Source organism: Hyphomonas chukchiensis (assembly GCF_000682695.1).
Taxonomy (GTDB): domain Bacteria; phylum Pseudomonadota; class Alphaproteobacteria; order Caulobacterales; family Hyphomonadaceae; genus Hyphomonas; species Hyphomonas chukchiensis.
In genome coordinates, this window is the sequence record NZ_AWFG01000052.1 from 109,718 (window position 1) to 134,444 (window position 24,727).

A 24,727-nucleotide genomic window follows, 5' to 3' on the forward strand; every position below is an offset into this window, starting at 1 on the left:
TTTCATAGCATCCCTGGCCCTTTGGCGAACAAAATATTCACGGCTGGCCCGTTGACGCGCGCCTTAAGCCCTCCTAACTCCGCTGCAGCGTTAGCAGTCGGGCCGGGTGAGTGCTAGCACTCCTCTCCGTTCCAGAGCCAACGCCCCAGATTCAACCCCGAACCTACGTAGAAAAGCGAGAGGCTCAATATGAAACTTCGTCCCCTCCACGACCGCGTTGTCGTGCGCCGCGTCAAGGAAGAAGAGAAATCCAAAGGCGGGATCATCATTCCCGACACCGCCAAGGAAAAACCACAGGAAGGCGTCGTTGTCGCCGTTGGCGCTGGCCTTCTTGATGATAACGGCAAGCGCATCCCGCTCGACGTGAAAGCGAAAGACCGTGTCCTGTTCGGCAAATGGTCCGGTACCGAAGTCACCGTCGAAGGCGAAGAGCTGCTCATCATGAAAGAGAGCGACATCATGGGCGTGCTGGAGTCCAAATAGGCTCCCACCCCTGCCGCGATCTCCTGAAATTCCAAACCATTCAAAGAGGTAACTCACTATGGCTGCCAAAAATGTAGTTTTCGGCTCCGACGCCCGCGAAAAGATGCTCAAAGGCGTCGACACGCTGGCCAACGCCGTGAAAGTCACGCTCGGCCCTAAAGGCCGTAACGTCGTCATCGAAAAATCCTTCGGCGCACCGCGCACCACGAAGGACGGCGTCACCGTCGCCAAAGAAATCGAGCTTGAAGACAAGCTGGAAAACATGGGCGCACAAATGCTGCGCGAAGTCGCTTCCAAGGCCAACGACGTTGCCGGCGACGGCACGACGACTGCCACGGTTCTCGCACAGGCCATCGTTCGCGAAGGCATGAAGCGCGTTGCCGCTGGCATGAACCCAATGGACCTGAAGCGCGGTATCGAGAAAGCCGCTGCGGAAGTCGTTCGCGACCTCGCACATAGCTCCAAGAAAGTGAAAACCAACGAAGAGATCGCCCAGGTCGGCACGATCTCCGCAAACGGTGACACTGAAGTCGGCGCGATGATCGCTGAAGCCATGGCGAAAGTCGGCAATGAAGGCGTCATCACGGTTGAAGAAGCCAAGTCGCTCGAAACCGAACTTGATGTCGTTGAAGGCATGCAGTTCGACCGCGGCTACCTGTCGCCTTACTTCGTGACCAATGCTGACAAGATGAACGTCGAACTCGAAGACGTCCTCATCCTGCTTCACGAGTCGAAGCTTTCCTCGCTCCAGCCAATGCTGCCGATCCTCGAAGCTGTTGTTCAGTCGCAGAAGCCGCTGCTGATCATCGCTGAAGACGTCGACGGCGAAGCGCTTGCCACGCTGGTCGTGAACAAGCTGCGCGGCGGCCTGAAAATCGCTGCCGTCAAAGCACCGGGCTTCGGCGATCGCCGTAAGGCCATGCTGCAGGACATCGCTGTCCTCACAGGCGGCCAGGTCATCTCCGAAGACCTCGGCATCAAGCTTGAGAACGTCGGCATGGAAATGCTCGGCAAAGCCAAGCGCGTGTCGATCACGAAAGACGACACGACCATCGTTGATGGCGCCGGCAAGAAGAAAGACATCGAAGCACGCGTTTCGCAGATCCGCGCGCAAATCGAAGACACGTCTTCCGACTATGACCGTGAGAAACTGCAAGAGCGCCTGGCCAAACTGGCTGGCGGTGTTGCCGTGATCAAGGTTGGCGGTGCGACCGAAGTCGAAGTGAAAGAGAAGAAAGACCGTGTCGACGACGCGCTGAACGCTACGCGCGCAGCTGTTGAAGAAGGCATTGTTCCCGGCGGTGGCGTGGCCCTGCTGCGCGCCTCGAAGAACATCCAGGTCGTTGGCCTGAATGATGACGAGAAAGCCGGCATCGACATCGTCCGCAAGGCACTGGAAGCTCCGCTTCGTCAGATCGTCGAAAACGCAGGCGTCGAAGGTTCGGTCGTGGTCAATGCGATCCTGCTGAACAAGTCGCGCTCCTACGGCTTCAACGCACAGACCGAAGAATATGGCGACCTGGTTGCCATGGGCGTCATCGACCCGGTTAAAGTTGTCCGCTCTGCCCTGCAGAACGCAGCTTCGGTCGCAGCCCTGCTGATCACGACGGAATGCTCGATCTCCGAAGCGCCGAAGAAAGAATCGGCTGGCGGCGGTGGCGGCATGCCTGACATGGGCGGCATGGGCGGTATGGGCTTCTAGTCCAGGCCCCAAGCCTACCGAAACGAACAGACGGCCCTCCGGAAACGGAGGGCCGTTTTGCCATGTGCGACACTAGCGCAATTGCCCGCCTCTTGGCGGCTGGCTAAGTGAGCGGCATGCGCAAGGGCCTGCTCTCTCGTATTGCCATGTTCCGGGCGGTCGCCACGCTGATGCTGGTGGCCCTGCTGGTGCGCGCTGCTGTGCCGACCGGCTGGATGATTGCGCCGGCCGGGACGGGCGGCGGATTCACGATCGAGCTGTGCTCCGGGCGGACCGTTGTGGTCGACCCGGTGAGCCGCAAGGTGACCGGCCTGCATGGCGACGAAGAGCCGGATCAGCCTTCCGACAGCGCCCCTGATGGCGACCATGGCGATCCGGGCCATATGGCGCCGTGTCCGTTTGCGACCGCGTCAATCATGGTGCAGGCGGATGCGGGCCATGCGTTCGATGTGCCTGCGATTCTGCGCCACAATGACCGCACACTGCCGCCGCTGCGGGCACCACCTGCCGCACGCGTCATTACCGCTCCCCTGCCGGCACGCGGGCCGCCTCTCTTCAGCTGACACTGAACCGCTAACCCTGTCAGACCAAGCGCGCGCCCATGGCCGCGCCAGAAGAGAAATACCTTTCAATGAAACATCTCAAATCGGGCTCCCGCGTGAGCCTTTTCGCGCTGGGCGCCGTGCTCGGCTGTGCGCCATTCGCTGCTGCGGATGATGCGACGCTCTATCAGGACACGATCATCGTGACCGACAATGCCAGCACGCTGGAAGCCGAAGCGCTGGTGGCGAAGACGCCGGGCGGCGCGGACGTGGTGCCGCACGAGGACTATGCCGACCGCTTTCTGGTCTCCCTGCGCGATACGCTGGCCTTCTCGCCGGGCGTCTACACGCAGCCGCGCTTCGGGCAGGAAGTGCGGATTTCAATTCGGGGATCGGGCCTCAGCCGCGGATATCACATGCGCGGCCTGACGCTGTTGCAGGACGGCGTGCCGATCAACCTGGCCGACGACAATGGCGACTTCCAGGAGCTGGAGCCGATCTTCTTCGACCATCTGGAAGTGTTCCGGGGATCGAACGCCCTGCGCTATGGATCGGGCACGCTGGGCGGCGCGATCAATGGCGTGACGCCGACGGGCCGGACGGCACCGGGCGTCTATGTGCGGGCCGATGTGGGCAGCAATGACACGGCGCGCCTGCTTGTCTCGGGCGGCATGGCGGGGGGCCGGCTGGACGCCTGGGGGGCTGTGAGCGCGGATACATCCGATGGTGACCGCGACCATGCCAAGCGCGAGTCCGTGCGCTTCAACGGAAATGTGGGCTACGCGGTGACCGACCGGATCACGACGCGCTTCTATGCCAGTGTGAACCAGCTGAACCAGGAATTGCCGGGCGCGCTGACCGAAACGGTGGCGCTGAATGAACCGAAGACCGGCAACTTCACGGGTGATCAGGGCCGCGATATCGAGTCCGTGCGCCTGCAGAACCAGACGACCATTGCGTTCGACAATAGCGAGCTTAAGCTCGGCGTGTTCCTGAACGACAAGTCGCTGCATCACCCTATCTTCCAAGTGATCGAGCAGGACACGCAGGACAGGGGCGCCTTTGCGCGCTGGGACTGGGCGGGCGACCGCTGGGAAGCCACGATTGGCGGCGAGGCCCGCTTCGGCGATGTCGATTACCAGCGCTATATCAACAATGATGGCGCGAGCGCCGCGCTGGCCTTCGATGCGGACCAGAAGGCCTATACGCGCAATGTCTATTCCGAACTGCGCTATCACGCGACCGACAGGCTGACGCTGATCGGTGGCGGCATCTATGCCAATGGCAAGCGCGAGCAGTTCGAGAAGTTCAACCTGTTCTCGGGTGGCGCGACCGGCGTGAAGGGGGAGAAGGAATTCAATGCCTTCTCGCCGAAGCTTGGCGTGCTGTATGCGGCGACGCCGGACATTCAGGTCTATGGCAACCTGAGCAAGTCGGCCGAATTCCCCGGCTATGGTGAGCTGGCGCAGGTGGCGGCGTTCGTGCCGGTGGAGAAGCAGACGGCGTGGACCCTGGAGGCCGGTACGCGCGGCAGGAAGGGCATCGCGGAATGGGACGTGTCTGTCTATCGGTCCGAGATTGATGGCGAGCTGCTTCAGTATACGGTGAATGCGGACATTCCCGCTTCCACGTTCAATGGTGACCAGACGGTGCATCAGGGCGTCGAGGCCGGGCTGTCGCTGCAGCTGAACGACTGGCTACGCCTGCGGCAGGTCTACACCTATTCGGACTTCAGGTTCGATGACGATGTGCAATATGGCGACAACCGGCTGCCGGTTGTGCCGGAACATGTTTACCGCGCCGAGCTGCGCGTGGGCACGGACCGGCTGCATGTGGCGCCGAGTGTGGAATGGGTTCCGGAGGGGCCCTATGCCGACTATAACAACACGAAGCAGGTCGACGGCTACGTGCTGCTGGGCGCGACAGCCAGCTGGAGTGTGAATGACCGCATGGACCTGTTCCTTGATGCAAGGAACCTCGGCGGCGAGAAGGCCATCGGCGATGTCAGCGCGGCGATCACCGCGACCGATGCGTCGGCGATCTACTATCCTGTGGAACGCCGGGCCGTGTTCGGCGGCATCCGGGCGAGGTTCTAGGACCATGGCGAGCGCATTCCGATCAGGGCTGCAGCACCGCGTCTGGCGCTGGCATTTCATGGCCGGCCTGGTGGTCATCCCCTTTGTTGTGATCCTGGCCCTGACGGGGGCGACCTACCTGTTCAAGCCGCAGGTGGAGGCCGCCGTGGAGGCCGGGATCAATGCAAAGGCGTCAGGGGCGGCGGGCGCGATGCTGCCCGCCGACGCGCTGGTCGCGACTGCGCTCGCTGCCCATGAGGGCTATGTTCTCAAACGCTATGTGTTGCCGGACGGCCCGGAGGATTTGACGGCGGAAGTGGAGATCGTTGGCGACGGGCCGGCGCGCTATCTCTGGCTCGATACGCATACGGGCGCCATCCTGCATGACGTGAAATCCGATGGGCGCATCATGACATTTGTGTCGCGCATCCATGGCACGCTGCTGGGGGGCAATCGCGGCTCGCTCGTGGTGGAGACGATGGCATCGTGGACGATCATCCTGATCGTGACGGGCCTGTATCTCTGGTGGCCGCGCGGTGTCGCGTGGTGGCGCGTGTTTGTTCCGGACTTTTCGGTGCGCCTCGGGCGGCGGGACATGTGGAAGAAGCTGCATGGTAGTGCGGGTGCGTGGATCGGCGCGCTGGTGCTGGTAATGCTGCTGTCGGGCCTGCCGTGGACACAGGTATGGGGCGCAGGGTTCACGCGGGCGAAGGCGCTGGCGGGGCTGAAGACGCCCGGGCAGGAATGGTTCGTGACGCTGCAGTCCGGCGGGGCCCATGCGGGGCACGACATGGGCGGTGCAGCCCTCTGGAAGACCGGCAGTGAGGCAGACGAGAATGCCATGATCGCCGGGATGGGCGAGATGGCGCCTGCCGGGATTTCGCTGCAGGACGTGGTGGACAAGGTGGTGCCGCAGGGCCTGTGGGCGCCGGTGAACATTCAGCCGCCGCGCGGCGAGAATGGCGTGTGGACGGTGCGGGCGATGCCGCAGTTCCGCCCGCGCTATGAGACCGTCCATTATGACAAATGGACGGGCGATGAAGTGATGCGCATCCGATTTGCCGACCAGAATGTGGCGGACCGGACCGTGGCCTATGGCGTGGCCTTCCACGAGGGAGCGCTGTTCGGCTGGGCAAACCAGGTGCTGGGCGTGATCGCGGCGCTAGGCGTGGTGATGTTGAGCGTGACCGGCGGCGTTATGTGGTGGAAGCGGCGCCCGAAAGGCCATATCGGCGTGCCGCCCATGCCGGCGGACCGGCGGATCGCAGCAGGCGTCATTATACTGATTGTTGCGCTTGCCCTGTTCCTGCCGATGGCGGGCGTGACACTGCTAGCGGCACTTGGTCTGGACACGGCATGGCGCGCGGCGACTGCGAAACGCTGAGGCCCGATCAGCGGAAGTTTCGTGACGGAACGGACAATAAATTGTGGCGACAGATACTTGTAAGCTAACTGTCACGCCTTCGTCACCAAGAGGTCGTAGCTGACCCGATCAGCAGCACAGATCATCCCCGTCGCAGAGTCGCGGCGGGGACTCCCACGCGCAGGCCAGTGGTCTGCGTGAACGGGAACGTGCGTGCGCGGGTCATACGTCTTAAACGAGGGAATAGTGATGAATACTTACTGGAAAGCCGGCCTTCTGGCCGGGGTCAGCATGGGCCTGATACTGGGCGCCTATGCCGACGACGCCGCACCGACAGAGGACGAGTCGCGGTCACTCGACACGATCATCGTACTCGGTTCGCAGCAGACCTATTCGTCAGCCGAATCGACCGAAGCCATGGCGCTGCAACAGTCGCCCGTGACGAGCCTCCTGGCGCAGATCGACAACCTGCCGGGCGTGCTGGTGACGGAAGGCGACGCGTTCGGCTTTGACGACTGGTCGACTGGCGTTGCCGTTCGCGGCTTCCAGAACAGCCTCGGCGAACAACAGGTCGGCATTACGGTTGACGGCATTCCGAACGGTGGTTCGGGTTATGGTGGCGGCTCGAAAGCCAACCGCTTTATCGACACGCAGAATGCCGGGTCAATCGAAGTGGCGCAGGGCACGGCCGACATTGCCTCGCGCTCGAACGAAGCCCTCGGCGGCACGCTGAACTTCACAACACAAAACCCGCTCGACGAGCGCCGCGTGCGTGTTTCGGCCTCACTGGGCGACTATGATGCCCAGCGTTTCTATGGCCGTTATGACAGTGGCTTCCTGGCCGACAACAAGACCAAGTTCTGGATCTCGCTGTCGACGCAGTCGGCCACAGACCATGTGAACCAGTCGGCTGACAATAACCGCGACCACCTCGCCGCCAAGCTGCAGACCGAGCAGTTCGGCGTGGACTGGACGAGCTATTTTTCCTATGACGACACGCACGAGAACAACTACCAGCGCCTGTTCTCGCCAGCCGATTATGCGGCCGATCCGAACTCGGACCAGCTGACCGCCGACTGGACGGGCATTCCCTATATCGACCAGCTGTATCGCCAGGCCTGGGGCACGCTGCGCACGAACAGCCTGTTCTACCTGAAGGGCGAAAAGGAACTGTTCGACGGCTTCAACCTGGAAGTTGGCGTCTACCGTCATGACAATGATGGCCGCGGCGACTGGGTGCCGCCTTACCTCGTCAATGTCGGCCAGTTTGGTGCTTCGACCAATCCGCTGGTCTATTATGTCGATGCGAGCGGCACGCCGCTGAACCCGACGCCAGGTTGCGTTTCGTCAATCACGTTCCCTTATGGCGGCGCGGGCCCGGAATATGACCCGGCCTGCTACGCGGACGGCGCTGTGCCGGTGCAGTCCTACCGCCACACGCATTACCAGAAAGAGCGGACCGGCGTTTACGGCGACTTCGAATGGCTGACGCCGATCAGCGACATGTTTGCCAACACGGTGCGCGGCGGCCTCTGGTATGAAGACGCGACACGGTACGAATATCGCGACTGGCACAAGCTGATCGATGCCCGTATCGGCGACAGCTATGACAGCACGCCTTACTGGACACAGTATAACCGCGAATTCCCGCAAACCACGTTCAAGTGGTATGTCGAGGACGTGGTGGAAGTTTCTGACTTCACCTTCCGTGTCGGCATGAAACAATTCTCCAACGAGCTGGAACGCGTCGACAATTTCACGCCGAATGATCCGACCCTAAACTTCAAGGTATCGAGCGATTCCGACGTGCTGTTCTCGGGCGGCGCAGCATGGACCCCGTCGGCGATGCCAGGCGTGGAACTGTTTGCGGGCTATGCCGAGAACTTCAAGGCCATTCCGGACGGCGTTCTGGAAGTGCTGGGGGGTACCGGCGTGCCGGACCCGGAAACATCGAAGAACATGGAAGCCGGTGTGCGCTATGTCGGCGACCGCCTGCGCGGTTCGGTGACCTATTTCGAATCCAAGTTTGAAAACCGTCTCTTCCCTGCCCCGACCGAGTCGGTTGGCGGCATCGACTACCTGGAATCGTCGAATGGCGGCTTCATCAATGGTGGCGGTATCGACTCGAGCGGCGTGGAAGTGGCTGGCGAGTTCAGGGCCACGGACGCCCTGTCGCTGTTTGCATCGTACACTTACAATGACGCCACGATCCTCGGCACGGGTGACACGGCCCTCGACGCGGCTGCGGGCATCTTTGTCGGCAACAAGGTGCCGAACATTCCGGAGAACATGTTCGTGCTCAGCGCCGACTATACGCAGGGCAACTTCAATGCAGGCCTGTCGACCAAATGGGTCGATGACCGGTTCGTGAACCTGTCGAACACCTGGGTGGCCGACAGCCATTACGAGGCGGACCTCTATGCGGGCGTCTCCGGTTCCGCGATCTCGGACGACCTGTCGAATGTCGACTTCAGACTGACCGTCAACAACCTGTTCGACCAGGACTACCTCGCCGGCATCTCGGGCAATGGCGCCTGGATCTCGGCCCCGCGGACCGTGGTGTTCACGGTCACGGCGGACTTCTAGTCACGTACGTAGAGTGAGAAGGCGGGCTCGCGAGGGCCCGCCTTTTTCCGTTTCACAATCAGACTGTATGGCCGCAGTGTGCGGCAAAGCCTTGGGAGGCCGATATGCCGAAACTGGACCGCCGACAGACCCTGGCCCTGATGGCCGCCAGCACGCTGGGCGCGTGCGCGACGCCGCAGGAACAGGCGCCGGACATCGCCTCGCCGCCCTCCCCCCTGTTCGCGCATGGCGTGGCAAGTGGCGACCCGCGGGCGACCAGCGTGGTGCTGTGGACCCGCGTGACGACGGATGCAGCGGATATGGCTGGCACGTGCCAGATCGCGCGGGACAATGGCTTCAACGACATCGTCGCCGAGCGGTCTGTGACGGCCTTTGCCGATGCGGACCATACGGTGAAGTTTATTCCGGACGGCCTGACACCCGGCGCGACCTATTATTACCGTTTCATTTTTGATGGAGCCGTGTCGCCGGTGGGCCGGACGAAGACGCTGCCCGTTGGCAAGCTTGATAAACTGGGCATCGCGCTGATCTCGTGCTCGAACTACCCGTTCGGCTATTTCAACGCCTATGACGCGATCGCGAAAGACCCGGACGTGGATGTGGTGCTGCACACGGGCGACTATATCTATGAATATGGCGCCGATGGCTGGGGCAGTGAGACCGGCACGAGCATCGGGCGGCTGCATGCGCCAGCCAATGAGATTCTGTCGCTGAGCGATTATCGCCAGCGCCATGCGCAGTACAAGACGGATGCCGGAAGCCGGGCGATGCATGCCGCCCACCCCTTCATTGCCAGCTGGGACGATCATGAGAGTGCCAATAATCCGTGGATCGGCGGCGCGGCGAACCACCAGCCCGAGACCGAAGGCGACTGGCCGACGCGGCGGACGGGGGCCATCCGCGCCTATTATGAATGGATGCCGATCCGCGAACCGGAGCCGGGCTTCACGCGTTCGGAATTCTGGCGGACTTACGTGTTCGGCGACCTGGCGACGCTTGTGACGCTGGAAACACGCCACACGGCGCGGGGCGAACAGGTGGACTATGGCAAATATTACGGCACGATCACCTCAGCGCAAACGCGCGATGCGTTCATGCGGGACGTGATGAATGATCCAAGCCGGAAGATGATCTCGCCGCATATGGAAGCGGCGCTGGCCAAGGGGCTTTCGCAGTCTGTGGCAGCTGGCCAGCCCTGGCGGTTGATCGGCAATCCGAGCCCGATTGCGCGGATGCTGGTGCCGGATCTGGTGGCTATGGGCGTAGACGCCGCGAAGGCACCGAAAGGTGAGGCGCCGGGCGACGGGCCGAACATGCTCTGGAAGGCCGAATGGAACCTGCCCTTCTATACCGATACATGGGACGGCTATCCGGCGGCGCGCGAGGCCTTCTATGCACTGAGCCGCGAGGCGGGCGCAGGTGACCTGCTATTCCTGACCGGTGACAGCCACAGCTTCTGGGCCAATGAGCTGTTTGACGATGAGGGCCGGCCGGCCGGGCTGGAACTCGGCACGGCGGGCGTGACCTCACCGGGTGATTTCGACGATACAGGCTGGGACGCCGACAGCGCAGTGAAACTGGACCATGTGTTTGCGCAGGCGCTGGACGAAGTGCGCTGGACCGACAACATGCACCAGGGCTATGTGCGCGTCGTGCTGACGCCGGACAAGGCGGACGTGGCCTTTGTGGCCATGGACACGGTGCTGCTGCCCGATTACCGCACGGACGTTATCCGTACGGAAACGATCATCAGGGACGGAAAGACACTGAAGTTCACCGACGCCTGACGATCGCCCGGGTTCGGCCTAAAGCAGGTCGCCGCCGGCGGCTGCGGCGGTCGTGCCGTCCTTCTTGTAGGCGCGGATGACGTTCTTGCCGGTGATCCATTTGTGCACTTCGTCCGGGCCGTCGACGAGACGCTGCGAACGGATGTGGGTGTACCAGGCGGCGAGCGGCGTATCGAGGCTGTAACCGAGGGCGCCGTGGAGCTGGATGGCCGTGTCGACGACCTTGTGCACCATGTTGGCAAGGAAGACCTTGGCGATGCCGTTCTCCTGGCGCAGGTCCATGCCATTCTCGGCCTTGTAGGCGATATGCATGAGCATGAGGCGGGCGATGTAGAGTTCGCTGGCGCATTCGGCGAGCATGAACTGGACGCCCTGACGGTCTTCGAGGCCCTTGCCGAAGGTTGAGCGCTTGGTGACATGCTCTGTTGCAAGGTCGAGCGCGCGTTGGGCCATGGCGACATTGTGCATGCCGTGGCGCAGGCGACCATAGGCGAGACGGTGCTGCCCCATGGAGAAGCCGCCGCCCTCGCCGCCGAGCAGGTTTTCTTCCGGCACGATGAGGTTTTCGATTTTCACCTCGGCATGACCGCCGCCCATCTCTTCATAATGTGCGCCGTGCACGGCCATTGTGGGAATGTCGCGGAGGATCTTGTAGCCAGGGTTTGGCAGCTCCACGATGAAGGTGGAGTATTGCTGGTGGCGCGGGGCGTCGGGATTGGTCTTGGCCATGACGACGGCGATATCGGCAGCGCTGGCGGCGCTGGAGAACCATTTCTCGCCGTTGAGGACATAGTTGCCCTTGCCGTCTTTCACGGCCGTGGTCTGCATGCCGGTGGCATCGGCGCCTGCGGCCTTCTCGGTCATCGAATAGCAGATGCGCTTCTCGCCATTGAAGAGCGGCTTCAGATATTTCTCTTTCTGGAAATCGGTGCCGTGGGCGAGCAGCGTCAGCATTGTCGCGTCATCGGGGCCTTGCGAGTTCATCGAAAGGGCGCCGAGGTGGCTCTGGCCGAGTTCCATCTGGACCAAGGCGTTGGCAAGGGGGCCGAGTCCCATGCCGCCATGCTCCGTCGGGATGAAGGGCAGCCAGAGGCCCTGCGCGCGGGCCTTCTTGCGCAGTTCGGCGAGGACCGTCTTGTACGGCTTGCCGGCGGACATTTCCTTTTCGGCGGGGATGCATTCATCCTGCACCCATTGGCGCACGCGCTCGCGGACTTCCTTTGCGTCGTCCGGAATGGTGAAATCGATGGCCATTGTCATTTACTCCCTGTTTTTCTGACGCAGAGGCTAAGGCGGATGTGAGCGCTTGCCTATGGGTGCCGCATGGTCAGGCACTGGACGCTGATTACCGACTGCCGCTAGGGTTTTATGGGTGAACTGGTGGGAGCTGACCTGATGCAAAATATCCGTCTTCGCTGGTTGATGGCCGCCTGCTCTGCCTTCGCCCTGGGCGCTTGCGTCGCGGCGCCGGAAGCAGCGGTTGCGCCTGAAGCGCCCGAACCCGCTGCGGCGCCTGCGATGGCGACGGAGCTGCTGCCCGCTGCGAAGGTGCGGATGGAGCATTTGCAGGTGGCGATGCGCGACGGGGCACGGCTGGATACGGATGTGTACCTGCCAGAGGCGGAGGGCAAATTCCCGACCGTTCTGATCCGCACGCCTTATGAACGTGAGCTGAGCCTGAAGGGCAACCAGTATGATGCCTTTCTCGATGCCGGATATGCCGTGGTGCAACAGCATGAGCGCGGGCGCTTCCTGTCGGAAGGCGAGATGCACATGCTGGGCAATGCCGATGAGGATGGCTGGGACACGCTGAGCTGGATTGCAGCACAGGACTGGTCTGACGGAAGCGTGGCGACGTCCGGCTGTTCCTCATCGGCGGAAAACCAGCTGAAGCTGTCGACACTCGGCCACCCGGCGCTGAAAGCCATGATTGCTTATTCCTCGGGTGTGGGGATTGCAGAGGCTGGCCCCTTCCGCGAGCAGGGCAATTTCTGGCGCGGTGGCGTGTGGCAGATGGGCTGGGCCAACTATTTCTTCGGGGAAATGCAGGTGAACCAGCCGCAATTGCCCGCCGGGCTGTCGGATGAGGAACGCCAGCGGCTGATGCGGGATTTCTCGATAAAGCAGGACTCCGCCATCACGCAGGAAGATTACCTCAAGGCACGGATGCACTTGCCGGTGATCGAGCTGGGCGAAGTGTTGGGCGCGCCGCAGACGGAGCTGGAAGACTATCTGAGGCGTGGGCCGTCTGACCCGGCCTGGGACGATGACCGGATCACCAATGGCGAGACGCCGAAAGTGCCGGGGCTCTATGCCGAGGCGCTCTACGATATTTCGGCCCGGTCGGGCACGGCGCGCTTCGAGCAGACGCGTGCGGCGAGCGCGCCCGGCACGCAGGCGCTGATGCTGATCAATGGGCAGCATTGTTCCTACCGGCGGCAGAACGAAGACGGCACGATTGGCGAGCGGCCGATTGGTGACATGCGGTTTGATTATGACGCACGTGAGCTGTCCTTCCTGAACCATTGGATGAAGGGCGACGCCGAGGCGCCCCTGCCCGCGCAGCCTGTGACGGTTTACATGGCGGGCGTGAACCGCTGGGTGTCATTCGATGCGGTGCCCAAGGCCGGGACGAGCGAGACAAAGACCTTCTATCTTTCGGGCGGCGGCGCGGCGAATACGCTGGAAGGCGATGGTGCGCTGCTGACGGATGCGCCGGACGCCGCAGCGACGGATACGTTTGAATATGATCCGGCTGATCCGGTGATCTCCCATGGCGGCGAGATTTCCGGCATGGGACCGGACCAGGAAGACGGGGCCTATGACCAGCGCGAAATCGAGGCCCGCGAGGATGTACTGGTCTATACGAGCGACGTGCTGGAAGAAGACCTGCCGGTGTTCGGCTCTATCAATACGGAGCTGTTTGTCTCATCCGATGCGCCGGACACGGATTTTACGGTGAAGCTGGTGGATGTCGCGCCCGACGGAACGGCCTGGAATATTGCCGACACGATATTGCGGATGCGCTATCGCGACGGCATGGACCATGCGGTGTTCATGACGGAGGGCGAGACCTATGCGATCACGCCGCCCCCGATGCTGGCCGGGAACGTGTTCCTCAAGGGACACCGCGTGCGGATTGAAGTCTCGTCGAGCAATTTCCCATCCTACGCGCGCAGCCTGAACACCGCGGGCGACCAGTACACCACGACCGAAACGGCTGTGGCGACGAATGCGGTTCATCACGGACCCATGGCGCTGTCTCGGATCGAATTGCCCGTGGTGGCGCTGCCGGAATGAGCTGACGCTACGGCCTGTCGCTGCGGCAGGCGTTTTCAGGACGTGGGAGTGGGTCTACTAATTCGGTAAAACATGAACCGGAGGAAGACCCCATGCAGATCAGTAAAACCACACCGCTCGTTGTCACCGGCGGCGCATCCGGCCTTGGCCGGGCCACGGCCGAAGCCTTTGCCGAGGCTGGCGCGCCTGTCGCCATTTTCGACATCAATGAGGAAAAGGGCGAAGCCGTCGCCAAGGAGATTGGCGGCCTGTTCTGCAAGGTGAACATCCTCGATGAGCAGTCCGTGCTGGACGGGTTCGAGAAAGCCCGCGCGGCGCATGGGCAGGAGCGCGTGACCGTGCATTGCGCGATGACGGCCAAGGGCGGCAAGACGCTGCGCTTCGACAAGGAAACGCATGCCTTCAAGCGCCTGCCGACGGAAGACTACGCATTCGGCGCGCAAGGCATCCTGATCTCTTCCTATCGCGTTGCTTCCATCTCTGCGCTTGGCATGGCGAATGCCGAGCCGATCACCGAGGATGGCGAGCGCGGCTGTATCACGCTGACGGCCTCCGTGGCAGCGATGGACGCGCAGATTGGCCAGGTGGTCTATGGCTCGTGCAAGGCGGGCGTGAACGGGCTGGTGCTGCCACTGGCGCGTGACCTGATGGACCTTGGCATTCGCGTGAACTCGATCATGCCGGGCATTTTTGCGACACCGCTGATGCTGGGCGCGCCGCAGAACGTGCTGGACAGCCTCGCGGCCTCGGTGCCCTTCCCCAAGCGCCTCGGCAATCCGAAGGAGTTCGGCTCGCTAGCGATGGAGTTTGCGCGCAACGGCTATTTCAACGGCCAAACGATCCGCCTCGACGGCGCGATCCGGATGGCGCCGCGCTGATCGCACGGACGCTGCGTCCATCGACTTTTCAGGCTTTGCTGCCCCAGCGGCAAGGTCGTAGAGTCGCGCGAAATAATAACATTCAGGGAGAGAAACACCGTGACCAAGGCTTTTGACTGGAATTTCGGGGATATGCTGGATGCGCTGGGCGAGGTGCTCGGTGACGATGCCCCTGCCCTGATCCATGGTGACCGGGTGGTGACCTGGCCGGAGATGACGGCGCGCTCCAACCGGCTGGCGCGGAACCTGCGCGAGATGGGCGCGAAGACGGGCGACAAGGCCGGCTTCTACCTGCGCAACCAGCCGGAATATATCGAGGCGCTGGCCGCGTGCTTCAAGGCGCGGCTGACGCATGTGAACGTCAATTACCGCTATCTCGACGACGAGCTGGTCTACATTTTCGACAATTCCGATTCGACGGTCGTGTTCTACGATGTGGAGTTCATCGAGCAGGTGGAACGCGTGCGCGGGCGCCTGCCCGGCGTGATCGCCTGGGTGCAAATTGGCGGCGACAGCGTGCCGGACTTTGCGGTGGCCTATGAAGACCTTGCCAGTAAGGGCGATGCCTCACCGTTGGGCATTGAACGGTCCGGCGACGACCTCTTGTTCCTCTACACGGGCGGGACGACCGGCATGCCGAAGGGCGTGATGTGGTCGCACGGCATATGGCGGCAGGCGGGCATGGAGGGCGTCGCCAAGGCAGGCGGCGTTGTGCCGAAGGACCTTGAAGAGCATGTCGCCAATGCACTGGAGCTTGGCCGGCACGCGCGGATCATTCCGGCCTGCCCGCTGATGCACGGCACGGGCCTGTTCACGGCCATGGGCGTGATGCTGAATGGCGGCACCGTGGTGACACTGACCGAGAACAAGAATTTCAGCCCGCAGAACCTGTGGGAGACGGTCGACAGGAATGGCGTGACCAATATGGCCATCGTGGGCGATGCGTTCGGCAAGCCGATGCTGAAGGAACTGGAAGAGAACCCGGGCAAGTATGACCTCTCGACGGTGGTGGCGGTCGTGTCATCCGGCGTGATGTGGTCGGTCGAGATCAAGCGCGGGCTGCTGAAGCATATGCCTCAGGCGGCGATGATGGACAGTTTCGGCGCGTCTGAGGCTGTGGGCTTTGGCTCCTCCGCGATGACGGCGGACGGCGAGGTGAAGACGTCCAAGTTCGAACTCGGCCCGAACTGCAGGGTGTTCAGCGAAGACCATCGCGAGATCCAGCCGGGCAGCGGCGAAGCGGGCTTTGTGGCGCGCGGCGGCGCGGTGCCGCTCGGTTATTACAAGGACCCGGAGAAGACCGCGAAGACCTTCCCGACGATCAATGGCATGCGCTATTCCATTCCGGGCGACTGGTGCACGGTGGAAGCCGATGGCTCGATGACTTTGCTGGGGCGCGGATCGAACTGTATCAACACCGCTGGCGAGAAGGTCTATCCCGAGGAAGTTGAAGAGGCGCTGAAGCTGCACGATGCGGTGATCGATGCGCTGGTCGTCGGCCTGCCGGACGACAAGTGGGGACAGGCCGTGACGGCGGTTGTGTCGACGGACGGCGAGGTGAGCGAGGATGAGCTGCGCGCGTTTGTGGCGACCAAGATTGCCCGCTTCAAGGCGCCCAAGCGCATCTTCTTCAAGCCGGACCTTGGCCGCGCCGTGAATGGCAAAGCCGACTACAAGACGATCAAGGCGTTTGCGGTGGAACAGGCCGAGAAGGCTTGAGGCCGACGGCGCGCTTGTTGTGGCGTAAGCGAATGCGCTAGAGGCAGGCATGACCGATACACCGAAACCGAATGGGCCGCTGCATGGCCTGCGCGTCGTGGAGATGGGCCAGCTGATTGCGGGCCCGTTCTGCGGCCAGTTGCTGGGCGACATGGGCGCGGAAGTCGTCAAGATCGAGCCGCCCGGCAAGGGCGACCCGATGCGCGAATGGGGCCAGGGCGACAAGCCGGCCTGGTGGCGCGTGATCGGGCGCAACAAGTTTTCGGTGGCGGTGGACCTGCGCACCAAAGACGGCCAGCAGCTGGCGCGCGACCTGATCGGCGAGGCCGATGTGCTGGTCGAGAATTTCCGGCCGGGCGCGCTGGAAAAATGGGGACTTGATCCGGTCAAGCTGCGCGAGGCCAATCCGGGGCTGATCGTGGCGCGCATGTCGGGCTATGGGCAGACGGGGCCCTATGCAGACAGGCCGGGTTTCGGCCTGATTGGCGAGGGCTTTGGCGGCCTGCGCGGGATTACCGGCGAGCCGGACCGGATGCCGTCACGCGTGGGCATTTCCATCGGGGATACGCTGGCGGCCTCCTATGGCGCCATGGGCATTCTCGCGGCGCTGCATCACCGCAACCAGAGTGGCGAAGGACAGATCATCGACGTGGCGCTGTATGAGAGCGTTCTGCAGGTGATGGAAAGCTATGTGGCGGATTATTCGACGAGCGGCTTCATGCGGACGCGGACCGGCGCGATATTGCCGAAGATTGCACCCTCGAATGTCTATCCGTGCAAGGATGGAGAATTCCTGATTGGCGGCAACCAGAATCCGATCTTCAAGCGCCTGTGCGATGCGATGGGGCGACCGGATCTTGCGTCTGACCCGCGCTATGCGACGCATCTGGCGCGCGGCGAACACCAGGCGGAGCTGGACGGAATCATCAGCGACTGGACTCGCACGCTGACCGTGGCGGAGCTGGAATCGCTGCTGCTGGAACACGCGGTGCCGTCGGGCAAGATCTATACGGCCGCAGACATGGTGAGCGATCCGCATTACGCGGCGCGTGAGGCCATTGTGACAGTTGATGACCCGGAACTGGGCCCGGTGAAGATGCAGAACACGTTCCCGAAATTCTCGGCGACGCCCGGCTCCATCCGCAAGCAGGCGCCGCACCGTGTGGGCGAGGATACGGCGGCGATCCTTGAGCGCTGGCTGGGCCGCCCCGCCTAAAGCACGCGACCCTTTGCTGCCGTCTGAGCATACTCGACTAGATCAGCAGGACACTTTCCCGCGGCAATGTATTGTTCGACGATCTGAGCCGCGCGGGGATAGCTGCGTGCAGAATGCCCAAGACCGTGAAGCCCACTTTCGATCACTGCCATGTTCGGGATCGTCAGGCAGGATTCCATTACATCGATACAGGCTTCAGCAATTGGCCGGGACGGCGAAAATGGTAAAGGGCAGGTTTCCCAAAACATGTAGCACTTGTTGTTGATGTCTTTCTGCACGCCAGCCCCGCCGTCGTATTCCCACTCTGCATGCAGTTTGAACGTGTCGGCAAAGATGTTTCGGATCCCCCTTACGACTGCAACACGCCTTTCGATAGCCAGCCGTTCGTCAGAAAAAAGAGAGACATGGGGTGACAGGATGGAGTCCAACAGGAACGACGTTCCCATGGCTATTTGCCAAGGTGAATAGGGAGCGAGGTATGTCGCGAAGTGAACAAATACCGCTTCCAGAATATCGAAGGATTCTGGCTCAACCGGCACTCCGGCCGCAATCCGATCTGCTGCATCTTCCCAGTGCCAGTCTACACCCTCAGGATGATCGAAAATGAGGGCGATCTTCTCGGTGAGCGCGGGGTCTCGCTCCACCTTCTTTTCAGCCTTGTTTTGCCATTTGTTGGGCAGGACGATTCTCCCGGAATAACCGCATTATATTGCGAGAACGCGATCCGAGTACGAGTCCAAAAGAGGCCTAGGCCGGAACGGGCACCGGCGGGCCGGGGAATTTGGCGGCATTGGCGATGACATCGTCAGGCGTCTTCAGCATCGCCTGGTACATTTCCGGCGGGTAGACCATGTGCGGCTTGGCGGGGTCGTAGGGCGGCTGCGGCTCGTTGCCCTTCCCTGCATAAGGCGCTGGCGCCTTGTAGCTTTCCGCTTCTGCGGCCGAGATGCCGGCCTTTTCGAGCACGGTCGGATCGATCCATTGTTTCGGGTCGACAGGCGTTGCGGGCGCGGCGACTTCGAGCGTCATCTGGTCGGGGCCGGCGAAATAGATCGACTTGCAGAAGCCGTGATCGAGCGGGCCGATGACGTTGATGCCGTGGCTGCGCAGACGGTCGCGCATGCCGAGGAGGCCTTCTTCATCATCAGCGCGGAAAGCCAGATGCTGCATCGTGCCAGCGGCGCTGGGCAATGCGCCATTGCCGGAATGGGTGACGCCGAGCGTGACCGGAATCTTGTCGACATCCGGCAGTTGGACGATCGAGAAGAAGCTGTGATCGTTCATGCGCAGGAACGCATGCAGCCCGCCCGGCACGCCGTGCATGTCAAACAGGGCGACCAGCGGGAAGTTCATGACCTCCGAAAAGAAGGCGATATGTTTCTTGATGTCGGACGACATGATGGCGATGTGGTGTATGCCGCTTGGCTGCGGCCGGGACTGTTCAGTCATTCCTCGGGCCTTTCCTGCTTTCCCCTTGAGAGTGTTTGCGCAAGTATGCGCCTCATAAAAAACAAGGGCAAGGAAACACGCAAATGGCTATCGCAAGGGAACCCTACGGGTTTGTGCACGCGGATTCGGGGCGGCTGAAGGAGACGTATGGCGGACCGGCGGGGCAGGTTTTCGTGGAGTGCATGCGCATCCGGCCGGACGATGTGGAATCGAAAACGGTCATCCTGTTCAGCCATCCGATTGGCGGCGGGAGCTTCCTGCCGCTGGTGACGGCGCTCGCCCGTGAAGGCCATCATGTCATCTATTGCAATCCGCGCTATCGCGGCAATGACACGGCGCTGATCATGGAAAAATGCGTGCTGGACCTCGGAGCGTGCATTGCCGACGCGAAGAAGCGGTTCGGCTATGAGAAGGTTGTTTTGGGCGGATGGTCCGGCGGCGGATCGCTGTCGCTGTTCTATCAGGACCAGGCCGAGAACCCGACGATCACGGAAACGCCGGCGGGCGACCCAGTGGACATTGCCGGCGCGGGCCTGATCGCGGCCGATGCGATCCTTCTGCTGGCGGCCCATATAAGCCGGTCGCACACGATGACGGAATGGATCGACCCGTCGATCCTTGACGAGGACAAGCCGTTCGAACGCGACAGGGAGCTGAACATCTATGCGGCGGACTGCCCGAACCAGCCGCCCTATTCCCATGAATTCGTGACGCGGTTCCGCGCAGCGCAGGTCGCGCGCAACCGGCGCATTACAGACCGCGTGCTGACGCAACTGGCAGCCATCAAGGCGAGCGATGACCCGGATGCCGAGCGGTGCTTTGTGGTGCAGGGCACGATGAGCGATGTGCGCTGGCTGGACCCCACGCAGGACCCGTCAGACCGCAAACCGGGCACATGTTACCTCGGCGATCCGCGCATTGCCAATGACGGGCCGGTCGGGCTCGGGCGGTTCACGACGCTGCGTTCCTGGCTGTCGCAGTGGAGCTATGACAAGAGCCGGGCGGACGGTACCGGGAATGCCTCGCGCGTTTCCTGCCCTGTGCTGGTCATCAGCAACTCGGCTGACCTGGCGTGCACGCCGAGCCATGCGCAGCGCCTGTTCGAGGCTGTCGGCTCAGAGGACAAGCAGATGGTGACGATCAAGGACGCTGATCACTATTATATTGAGCGACCGGACCTGTTGCCGAAGGCCGTCAAGGAAGTGACCGACTGGATGGCGGCACGCTTCAGCCAATGAAGAGCATGGCCCTCAGGGCATAGGCGACAGCCGCTACGACCAGCATGGATACCAGCGCGATACCAACGAACCAGCCGAGGCGCTTGACGAGTGGGCCTTCCGGCTGATCTTCCGGCAGCGGCTCGGTCGGGCGGAAGACGGGATCAGCCATGGTAGCCATCGCCGGGCTTCACCTTGCCCCAGAAGAGTGAATACACATAAGCCGTGTACAGCAGGATGATCGGCAGCATGATGGCCGCACCGACCAGCATGAATGCAAGAGCGTTGTCGCGCGCGGCGGCCTCGTGCAGCGTGAACTCGAACGGTACGATGTAAGGATAAATGCTGACGCCGAGGCCGATATAGCCGCTGAGGAAGATTCCGATGGCGAGCAGATAGGGGCGCCAGTCCGGCGCGGCGCCCTGCCCCGGCTTCATCGACAAGTCTCGCCACAGCCAGGCGCAAAGCGCCATGCCGGCGACCGGTGCGGGAGCAAGCGGCAGGAGGCGGGAAAAGTCGATACTGGTCATGGTGAAGCCCCAGCGATCACCAACCGCCGGATCAATGGCAAGCGTGGCGAGGCTGACGGCGAGGAAGGCGATGGCTACGCCGATAAGGGACATGCGCGCCCAGTTGCGGGCACGCTTGTAGAGCTCGCCTTCCGTCTTGAGGACCAGCCAGCAAGAGCCGAGCAGCAGGTAACCAATCACGACGGAGACACCGACAAGGATGGAGAATGGCGTGAGCCAGTCGAACGCGCCGCCGGCAAAGGCACCGCCCTCGACATTGATACCCTGGATCATGCCGCCGAGCATGAGCCCTTGCGCGAAGGCAGCGATGGCAGAACCGCCAAAGAAGGCACCGTTCCAGAATAGGCGCGTGGGCACCCGGACGGCCTTGTGGCGGAATTCAAAAGCAACGCCCCGGAAGATGAGCGCGGCCAGCATGATAAGGACCGGCAGATAGAAGGCGGGCATGATGATGGAATAGGCTTTTGGAAAGGCGGCGAAGAGGCCGCCCCCGCCAATGATGAGCCATGTCTCGTTGCCGTCCCAGACAGGTTCGATCGTGGCGGTCATCATGTTGCGCTCCTCATCGGAGCTGGCGTGGAAGGTGAGCATGCCGACGCCAAGATCGAAGCCATCGAGCATGACATACATGAAGACGCCGATAGCGAGGATGAAACCCCAGATCATTGGAAGGTCGAGTGTCATGGGCCTCTCCTATTCCGCTGCCACAATATCGTCGCCGGACTCGGCAGGATCCTCCACGGAGCCAAGCGGCGAACCGGGCGCGCGGCGGCCTTCCTTCGGACCCGTCGGATCATCATCGAAGCCACGGGTGGCGATACGCGCCATGTAGACCGTGCCTGCGGTGAAGATGATCGCGTAGGTGACCATGAAGACGAGGAGCGATGTGGCGACCTGGGCCGTCGAGACGGGCGAGATACTGTCGACCGTTCGCAGGTGGCCATAGACCGTGTAGGGCTGGCGGCCGACTTCGGCGACGATCCAGCCGGTAATGACGGCGATAAATCCAAGCGCGCCACCGGGAACAGCGACCCAGTGGAAGAGCCCCTTCTCGTCCAGTCGGCCGCGCCACCAGAGGAAGCAGCCCCAGAGGCCTATGCCGAGCATGACGAGGCCTGCGCCGACCATGATGCGGAAACCGTAGAAGACGGGCCAGATGGGCGGCGTGTCTTCCGCTGCAAACTGGTCGAGGCCTTTCAGGTCTTCACCTTCGGGCTTGCCGGCGAACAGATAGGGGCTGGTGCCCGGGATGGTAATGCCGGCATGGCCGCAGGCATTGTCGGCGGGCCAGGCGAGCAGCATCGTGCCCTGGATGGGCGCTGTTTCGCACCAGCCTTCGGCAGCGGCGATCTTTGCGGGCTGATGCTCGTGCGCGACAAGGCCCGACTCGTGGCCGAGCATGATCTGCAGGGGCAGAAGAATGGCGAGCGTGCCCGAGGCCATGCGCATCTGCCAGCGCGTCGGCTTGGTGACGCGTCCACGGATCACCTGCCAGGCACCGGCCGCAAGAACGACTGCAGCCGTGGTGATATAGGCGGCGACCAGCATGTGCGCGAGGCGCGACGGGAAGCTGGGCGTGAAGATGACCTTGATCCAGTCGGTGGCGTAGAAGTTGCCCGTGACCGGATCGACCGCGAACCCCTGCGGCGTCTGCATCCAGCTATTGGCCGAGATGATCCAGAAGGCGGAAATCGTGGTACCGATGGCGACAGCGCAGGTGGCGACGAAGTGGAGTTTGCGGCCGACCTTGTTCCAGCCGAACAGCATGACGCCCAGGAAGGTCGCCTCAAGGAAGAAGGCCGTCAGCACTTCATAGCCAAGGAGCGGACCGATAACGCTGCCGGCGATTTCGGAGAAGACGCTCCAGTTGGTGCCGAACTGGTAGCTCATGACGACGCCGGACACGACGCCCATGGCGAAGGCCAGCGCGAAAATCTTCACCCAGTGCAGGTAGAGCCGCTTGAATGCTTCATGGCCCGTCTTCAGCCACAGACCCTCGCAAACGGCGAGAAACGCCGCGAGGCCAATGGTGAAAGCCGGAAACATGATGTGGAAGGCAATGACGAACGCAAACTGGATGCGTGACAGGAGAAGGGCGTCAAATTCCATCGGCCAGGTATCCCTACGGCAACTTCACTTAGCGCCGGGATAACATAGTTTGCGGTCTTGCGCGCGTTTAGCGTTGTCGCGCGCCATCCTGCCTCATGTGGTGCGCCGCCGCAGGGACCGGAACACCGCATCGGCGCGGGCCGCGATATGTCCATCTTCCTTGAGAAGGCGGGCCGTGACGTGGACAATATCGCCGTCCACGGCGGTCACTTCGGGATGCGCTTCGAGCCATGTACCCTCGGGCACAATATCCATGAATTCGAGCGTGAGTTTCAGGGTAACGGACATGCGGCCTGTGACCGTCCAAACGGCCCATGCCAGCGCACTGTCAGAGAAAGCGCAGGTCATGCCGCCATGCATGAAGCCCATGCCGTTGCAGTGGCGGTCGAGGACCCACATGCCTGTGCGCATGTCGCCCTCTGCGCTGGCCCGATAAGTGGGGCCATTGTGCAGGGTGAACTTGCCGCGTGAGGGATTTGGCGCAAAGCCCGATGGCGGCGGCTTCATGAGGCCGCGCAGATCATTGCGCGAGATTGCCGAACAGCGCGTGCTCGACCACATCGCCCGGCTCGATACCAAGCGCTTCGGAGCGGCCACCGTTCAGCTCCAGCACGGCCTTGACCGGAACGCCGGGGCCGATGGAGCGCAGCGAGCCAGGAACGGCATTGCGGGCAATGGCGATGATCTTGCCGTCAGTGTCGAGGAACAGCATGTCGAGCGGGATGAGGGTGTTCTTCATCCAGAAGCTGGCTTCGCGCGGCTCTCCCAGATCGAACAGCATGCCGGCATTGGGCGCCATTTCAGGGCGGTTCATGAGGCCGATGCGGATCTCTTCCGGATCATTGGCCAGTTCCACCGTGAACTTGTGGACGGAGTCGCCTGTATCAATGGCGAGCGGGCCCGTCTCCAGCTGGGCGAAAGCGCCCTGGACAAGGAAAAGAGCGGCGGCAAAAAGACTGGCAATCAAACGGGTCATGCGGGTTGGTTTAGCCGCGCATGCGAGGCGGAGCAAGCGCTCTTGGCTGTTTGCCGCTCACCCCTGACGGGGCTTCACGAGGGTGACATTTTCGCCCTTGGAGCCTTTGCCGAGAACGACCTCGATCCGGGTGCCGGGCTCGATATCCTCATAGCCGGCCTGGCGCAGCGCCACGGCATGAACGAAGATGTCGATCTCGACACCGTCGCGCTGCACGAAGCCATAGCCACGCGTGCGGTTGAACCATTTCAGCGTGACGGGCGTGTACTCGAAATCGACGCCCTTCTCGCGAGCGATGACCGCACGCGGGCGCTCCATCTCGATGATGTGGGCGGTCTGCCATCCACGCTCGCGCTGCACGGCGTCGCAGACGATGCGAGCGTCTTCGTCAGCATAGGTTTCGCCATAGTCGCGCAGGCAAGAGACATGCAGCATCACATCACCCGTCAGGGCAGCGTCCGACGTGGAGTCGGCCACGATGAAGCCATAGCCTTTGGCGCTGTCGAACCACTTAACGCGGCCGATCACACGCACCACGGGCTCAGCCGCAGGCATATCTGATTCGGATGTCGCCACTGCTTTCGCCATCAACCCAAATTCCCCAAGGAAGCAACCTAAAATGCGATGGCGCGCTTGTCACGCGATCTTCACAACAAATGCCGGAAACATCGGCATTTATGGATTTAAGCCATTGATTGTCGGATGAAAAAAACCTGGCAGTCCCTAGGGGAGTCGAACCCCTCTTTTCAGGTTGAAAACCTGACGTCCTAACCGATAGACGAAGGGACCGCACCG

Annotated in this window: 21 protein-coding genes and 1 tRNA gene; 12 read left to right on the plus strand and 10 right to left on the minus strand. The window is 62.2% G+C overall.

Features of this window, described 5'->3' with window-relative positions; translation table 11 throughout:
• Nucleotides 1-189: 189 nt before the first annotated feature.
• The 7 genes from groES (at nt 190) to HY30_RS14670 (ending at nt 10,538) form a co-directional block, all read left to right on the plus strand.
• On the plus strand, nt 190-483 hold the full coding sequence (gene groES, locus HY30_RS14640) for a co-chaperone GroES (RefSeq protein ID WP_034742229.1): 294 nt from the start codon (nt 190-192) through the stop codon (nt 481-483).
• Between the two features lie 58 nt (nt 484-541).
• Nucleotides 542-2,185 (plus strand): chaperonin GroEL, encoded by a 1,644-nt coding sequence (gene groL, locus HY30_RS14645; protein ID WP_034742232.1) that lies wholly within the window; start codon nt 542-544, stop codon nt 2,183-2,185.
• 116 nt (nt 2,186-2,301) lie between these two features.
• The gene (locus HY30_RS14650) at nt 2,302-2,748 is read left to right on the plus strand and encodes a hypothetical protein (protein ID WP_034742235.1); all 447 of its coding nucleotides are present in this window, start codon (nt 2,302-2,304) and stop codon (nt 2,746-2,748) included.
• A gap of 68 nt (nt 2,749-2,816) precedes the next feature.
• Nucleotides 2,817-4,823 carry a TonB-dependent receptor family protein gene (locus HY30_RS14655; protein WP_034742541.1) on the plus strand — a complete coding sequence of 669 codons (2,007 nt, stop codon included), beginning with the start codon at nt 2,817-2,819 and terminating at the stop codon, nt 4,821-4,823.
• A gap of 4 nt (nt 4,824-4,827) precedes the next feature.
• Entirely contained in the window at nt 4,828-6,186 is a 1,359-nt protein-coding gene (locus tag HY30_RS14660; RefSeq protein WP_051615529.1) for a PepSY-associated TM helix domain-containing protein, read from the plus strand.
• Nucleotides 6,187-6,414: 228 nt separating this feature from the next.
• The gene (locus HY30_RS14665) at nt 6,415-8,751 is read left to right on the plus strand and encodes a TonB-dependent receptor domain-containing protein (protein WP_034742238.1); all 2,337 of its coding nucleotides are present in this window, start codon (nt 6,415-6,417) and stop codon (nt 8,749-8,751) included.
• A 104-nt stretch (nt 8,752-8,855) separates the two neighbouring features.
• On the plus strand, nt 8,856-10,538 hold the full coding sequence (locus tag HY30_RS14670) for an alkaline phosphatase D family protein (RefSeq protein WP_034742241.1): 1,683 nt from the start codon (nt 8,856-8,858) through the stop codon (nt 10,536-10,538).
• An 18-nt stretch (nt 10,539-10,556) separates the two neighbouring features.
• On the opposite strand, the gene HY30_RS14675 is transcribed toward HY30_RS14670, so the two are convergent.
• A complete protein-coding gene (locus HY30_RS14675) occupies nt 10,557-11,792 on the minus strand; it encodes an acyl-CoA dehydrogenase family protein (protein ID WP_034742244.1) in 1,236 nt (411 codons plus the stop codon).
• 141 nt (nt 11,793-11,933) lie between these two features.
• Between HY30_RS14675 and HY30_RS14680 the strand changes: the two genes are divergently transcribed.
• The 4 genes from HY30_RS14680 to HY30_RS14695 all read left to right on the plus strand — a co-directional run bounded on the left by HY30_RS14680 (nt 11,934) and on the right by HY30_RS14695 (nt 17,651).
• Nucleotides 11,934-13,838: a CocE/NonD family hydrolase gene (locus HY30_RS14680; protein ID WP_162176957.1), complete on the plus strand. Its 1,905-nt coding sequence runs from the start codon at nt 11,934-11,936 to the stop codon at nt 13,836-13,838.
• A 92-nt stretch (nt 13,839-13,930) separates the two neighbouring features.
• Nucleotides 13,931-14,716, plus strand: a complete 786-nt coding sequence (locus HY30_RS14685; protein ID WP_034742247.1) for an SDR family oxidoreductase — start codon at nt 13,931-13,933, stop codon at nt 14,714-14,716.
• Nucleotides 14,717-14,815: 99 nt separating this feature from the next.
• Nucleotides 14,816-16,435, plus strand: a complete 1,620-nt coding sequence (locus tag HY30_RS14690) for an acyl-CoA synthetase (RefSeq protein WP_241765741.1) — start codon at nt 14,816-14,818, stop codon at nt 16,433-16,435.
• Nucleotides 16,436-16,484: 49 nt separating this feature from the next.
• Nucleotides 16,485-17,651 (plus strand): CaiB/BaiF CoA transferase family protein, encoded by a 1,167-nt coding sequence (locus HY30_RS14695; RefSeq protein ID WP_051615531.1) that lies wholly within the window; start codon nt 16,485-16,487, stop codon nt 17,649-17,651.
• On the opposite strand, the gene HY30_RS14700 is transcribed toward HY30_RS14695, so the two are convergent.
• Entirely contained in the window at nt 17,648-18,295 is a 648-nt protein-coding gene (locus HY30_RS14700; RefSeq protein WP_034742250.1) for a hypothetical protein, read from the minus strand. The genes HY30_RS14695 and HY30_RS14700 overlap by 4 nt on opposite strands.
• A gap of 103 nt (nt 18,296-18,398) precedes the next feature.
• A complete protein-coding gene (locus HY30_RS14705; RefSeq protein WP_034742253.1) occupies nt 18,399-19,100 on the minus strand; it encodes a VOC family protein in 702 nt (233 codons plus the stop codon).
• Between the two features lie 83 nt (nt 19,101-19,183).
• Between HY30_RS14705 and HY30_RS14710 the strand changes: the two genes are divergently transcribed.
• Nucleotides 19,184-20,338 carry an alpha/beta hydrolase family protein gene (locus HY30_RS14710; RefSeq protein WP_034742256.1) on the plus strand — a complete coding sequence of 385 codons (1,155 nt, stop codon included), beginning with the start codon at nt 19,184-19,186 and terminating at the stop codon, nt 20,336-20,338.
• Here HY30_RS14710 and HY30_RS20065 read toward each other — a convergent pair.
• From HY30_RS20065 to HY30_RS14740, 7 genes are all read right to left on the minus strand, one after another.
• Nucleotides 20,328-20,489: a DUF2474 domain-containing protein gene (locus HY30_RS20065; RefSeq protein ID WP_155839353.1), complete on the minus strand. Its 162-nt coding sequence runs from the start codon at nt 20,487-20,489 to the stop codon at nt 20,328-20,330. The genes HY30_RS14710 and HY30_RS20065 overlap by 11 nt on opposite strands.
• Nucleotides 20,482-21,531 (minus strand): cytochrome d ubiquinol oxidase subunit II, encoded by a 1,050-nt coding sequence (cydB, locus tag HY30_RS14715; protein WP_034742259.1) that lies wholly within the window; start codon nt 21,529-21,531, stop codon nt 20,482-20,484. The genes HY30_RS20065 and cydB overlap by 8 nt, the downstream gene beginning before the upstream one ends.
• 9 nt (nt 21,532-21,540) lie before the next feature.
• Nucleotides 21,541-22,956 (minus strand): cytochrome ubiquinol oxidase subunit I, encoded by a 1,416-nt coding sequence (locus HY30_RS14720; RefSeq protein ID WP_034742262.1) that lies wholly within the window; start codon nt 22,954-22,956, stop codon nt 21,541-21,543.
• Nucleotides 22,957-23,049: 93 nt separating this feature from the next.
• On the minus strand, nt 23,050-23,463 hold the full coding sequence (locus HY30_RS14725; RefSeq protein WP_034742555.1) for a PaaI family thioesterase: 414 nt from the start codon (nt 23,461-23,463) through the stop codon (nt 23,050-23,052).
• A gap of 13 nt (nt 23,464-23,476) precedes the next feature.
• Nucleotides 23,477-23,932: a DUF192 domain-containing protein gene (locus HY30_RS14730; RefSeq protein WP_034742265.1), complete on the minus strand. Its 456-nt coding sequence runs from the start codon at nt 23,930-23,932 to the stop codon at nt 23,477-23,479.
• A 57-nt stretch (nt 23,933-23,989) separates the two neighbouring features.
• Nucleotides 23,990-24,520, minus strand: coding sequence for a cold-shock protein (locus HY30_RS14735; RefSeq protein ID WP_034742268.1), 531 nt, complete (start codon nt 24,518-24,520; stop codon nt 23,990-23,992).
• A gap of 126 nt (nt 24,521-24,646) precedes the next feature.
• Nucleotides 24,647-24,721 (minus strand) — tRNA-Glu (locus HY30_RS14740).
• Nucleotides 24,722-24,727 lie beyond the last annotated feature (6 nt).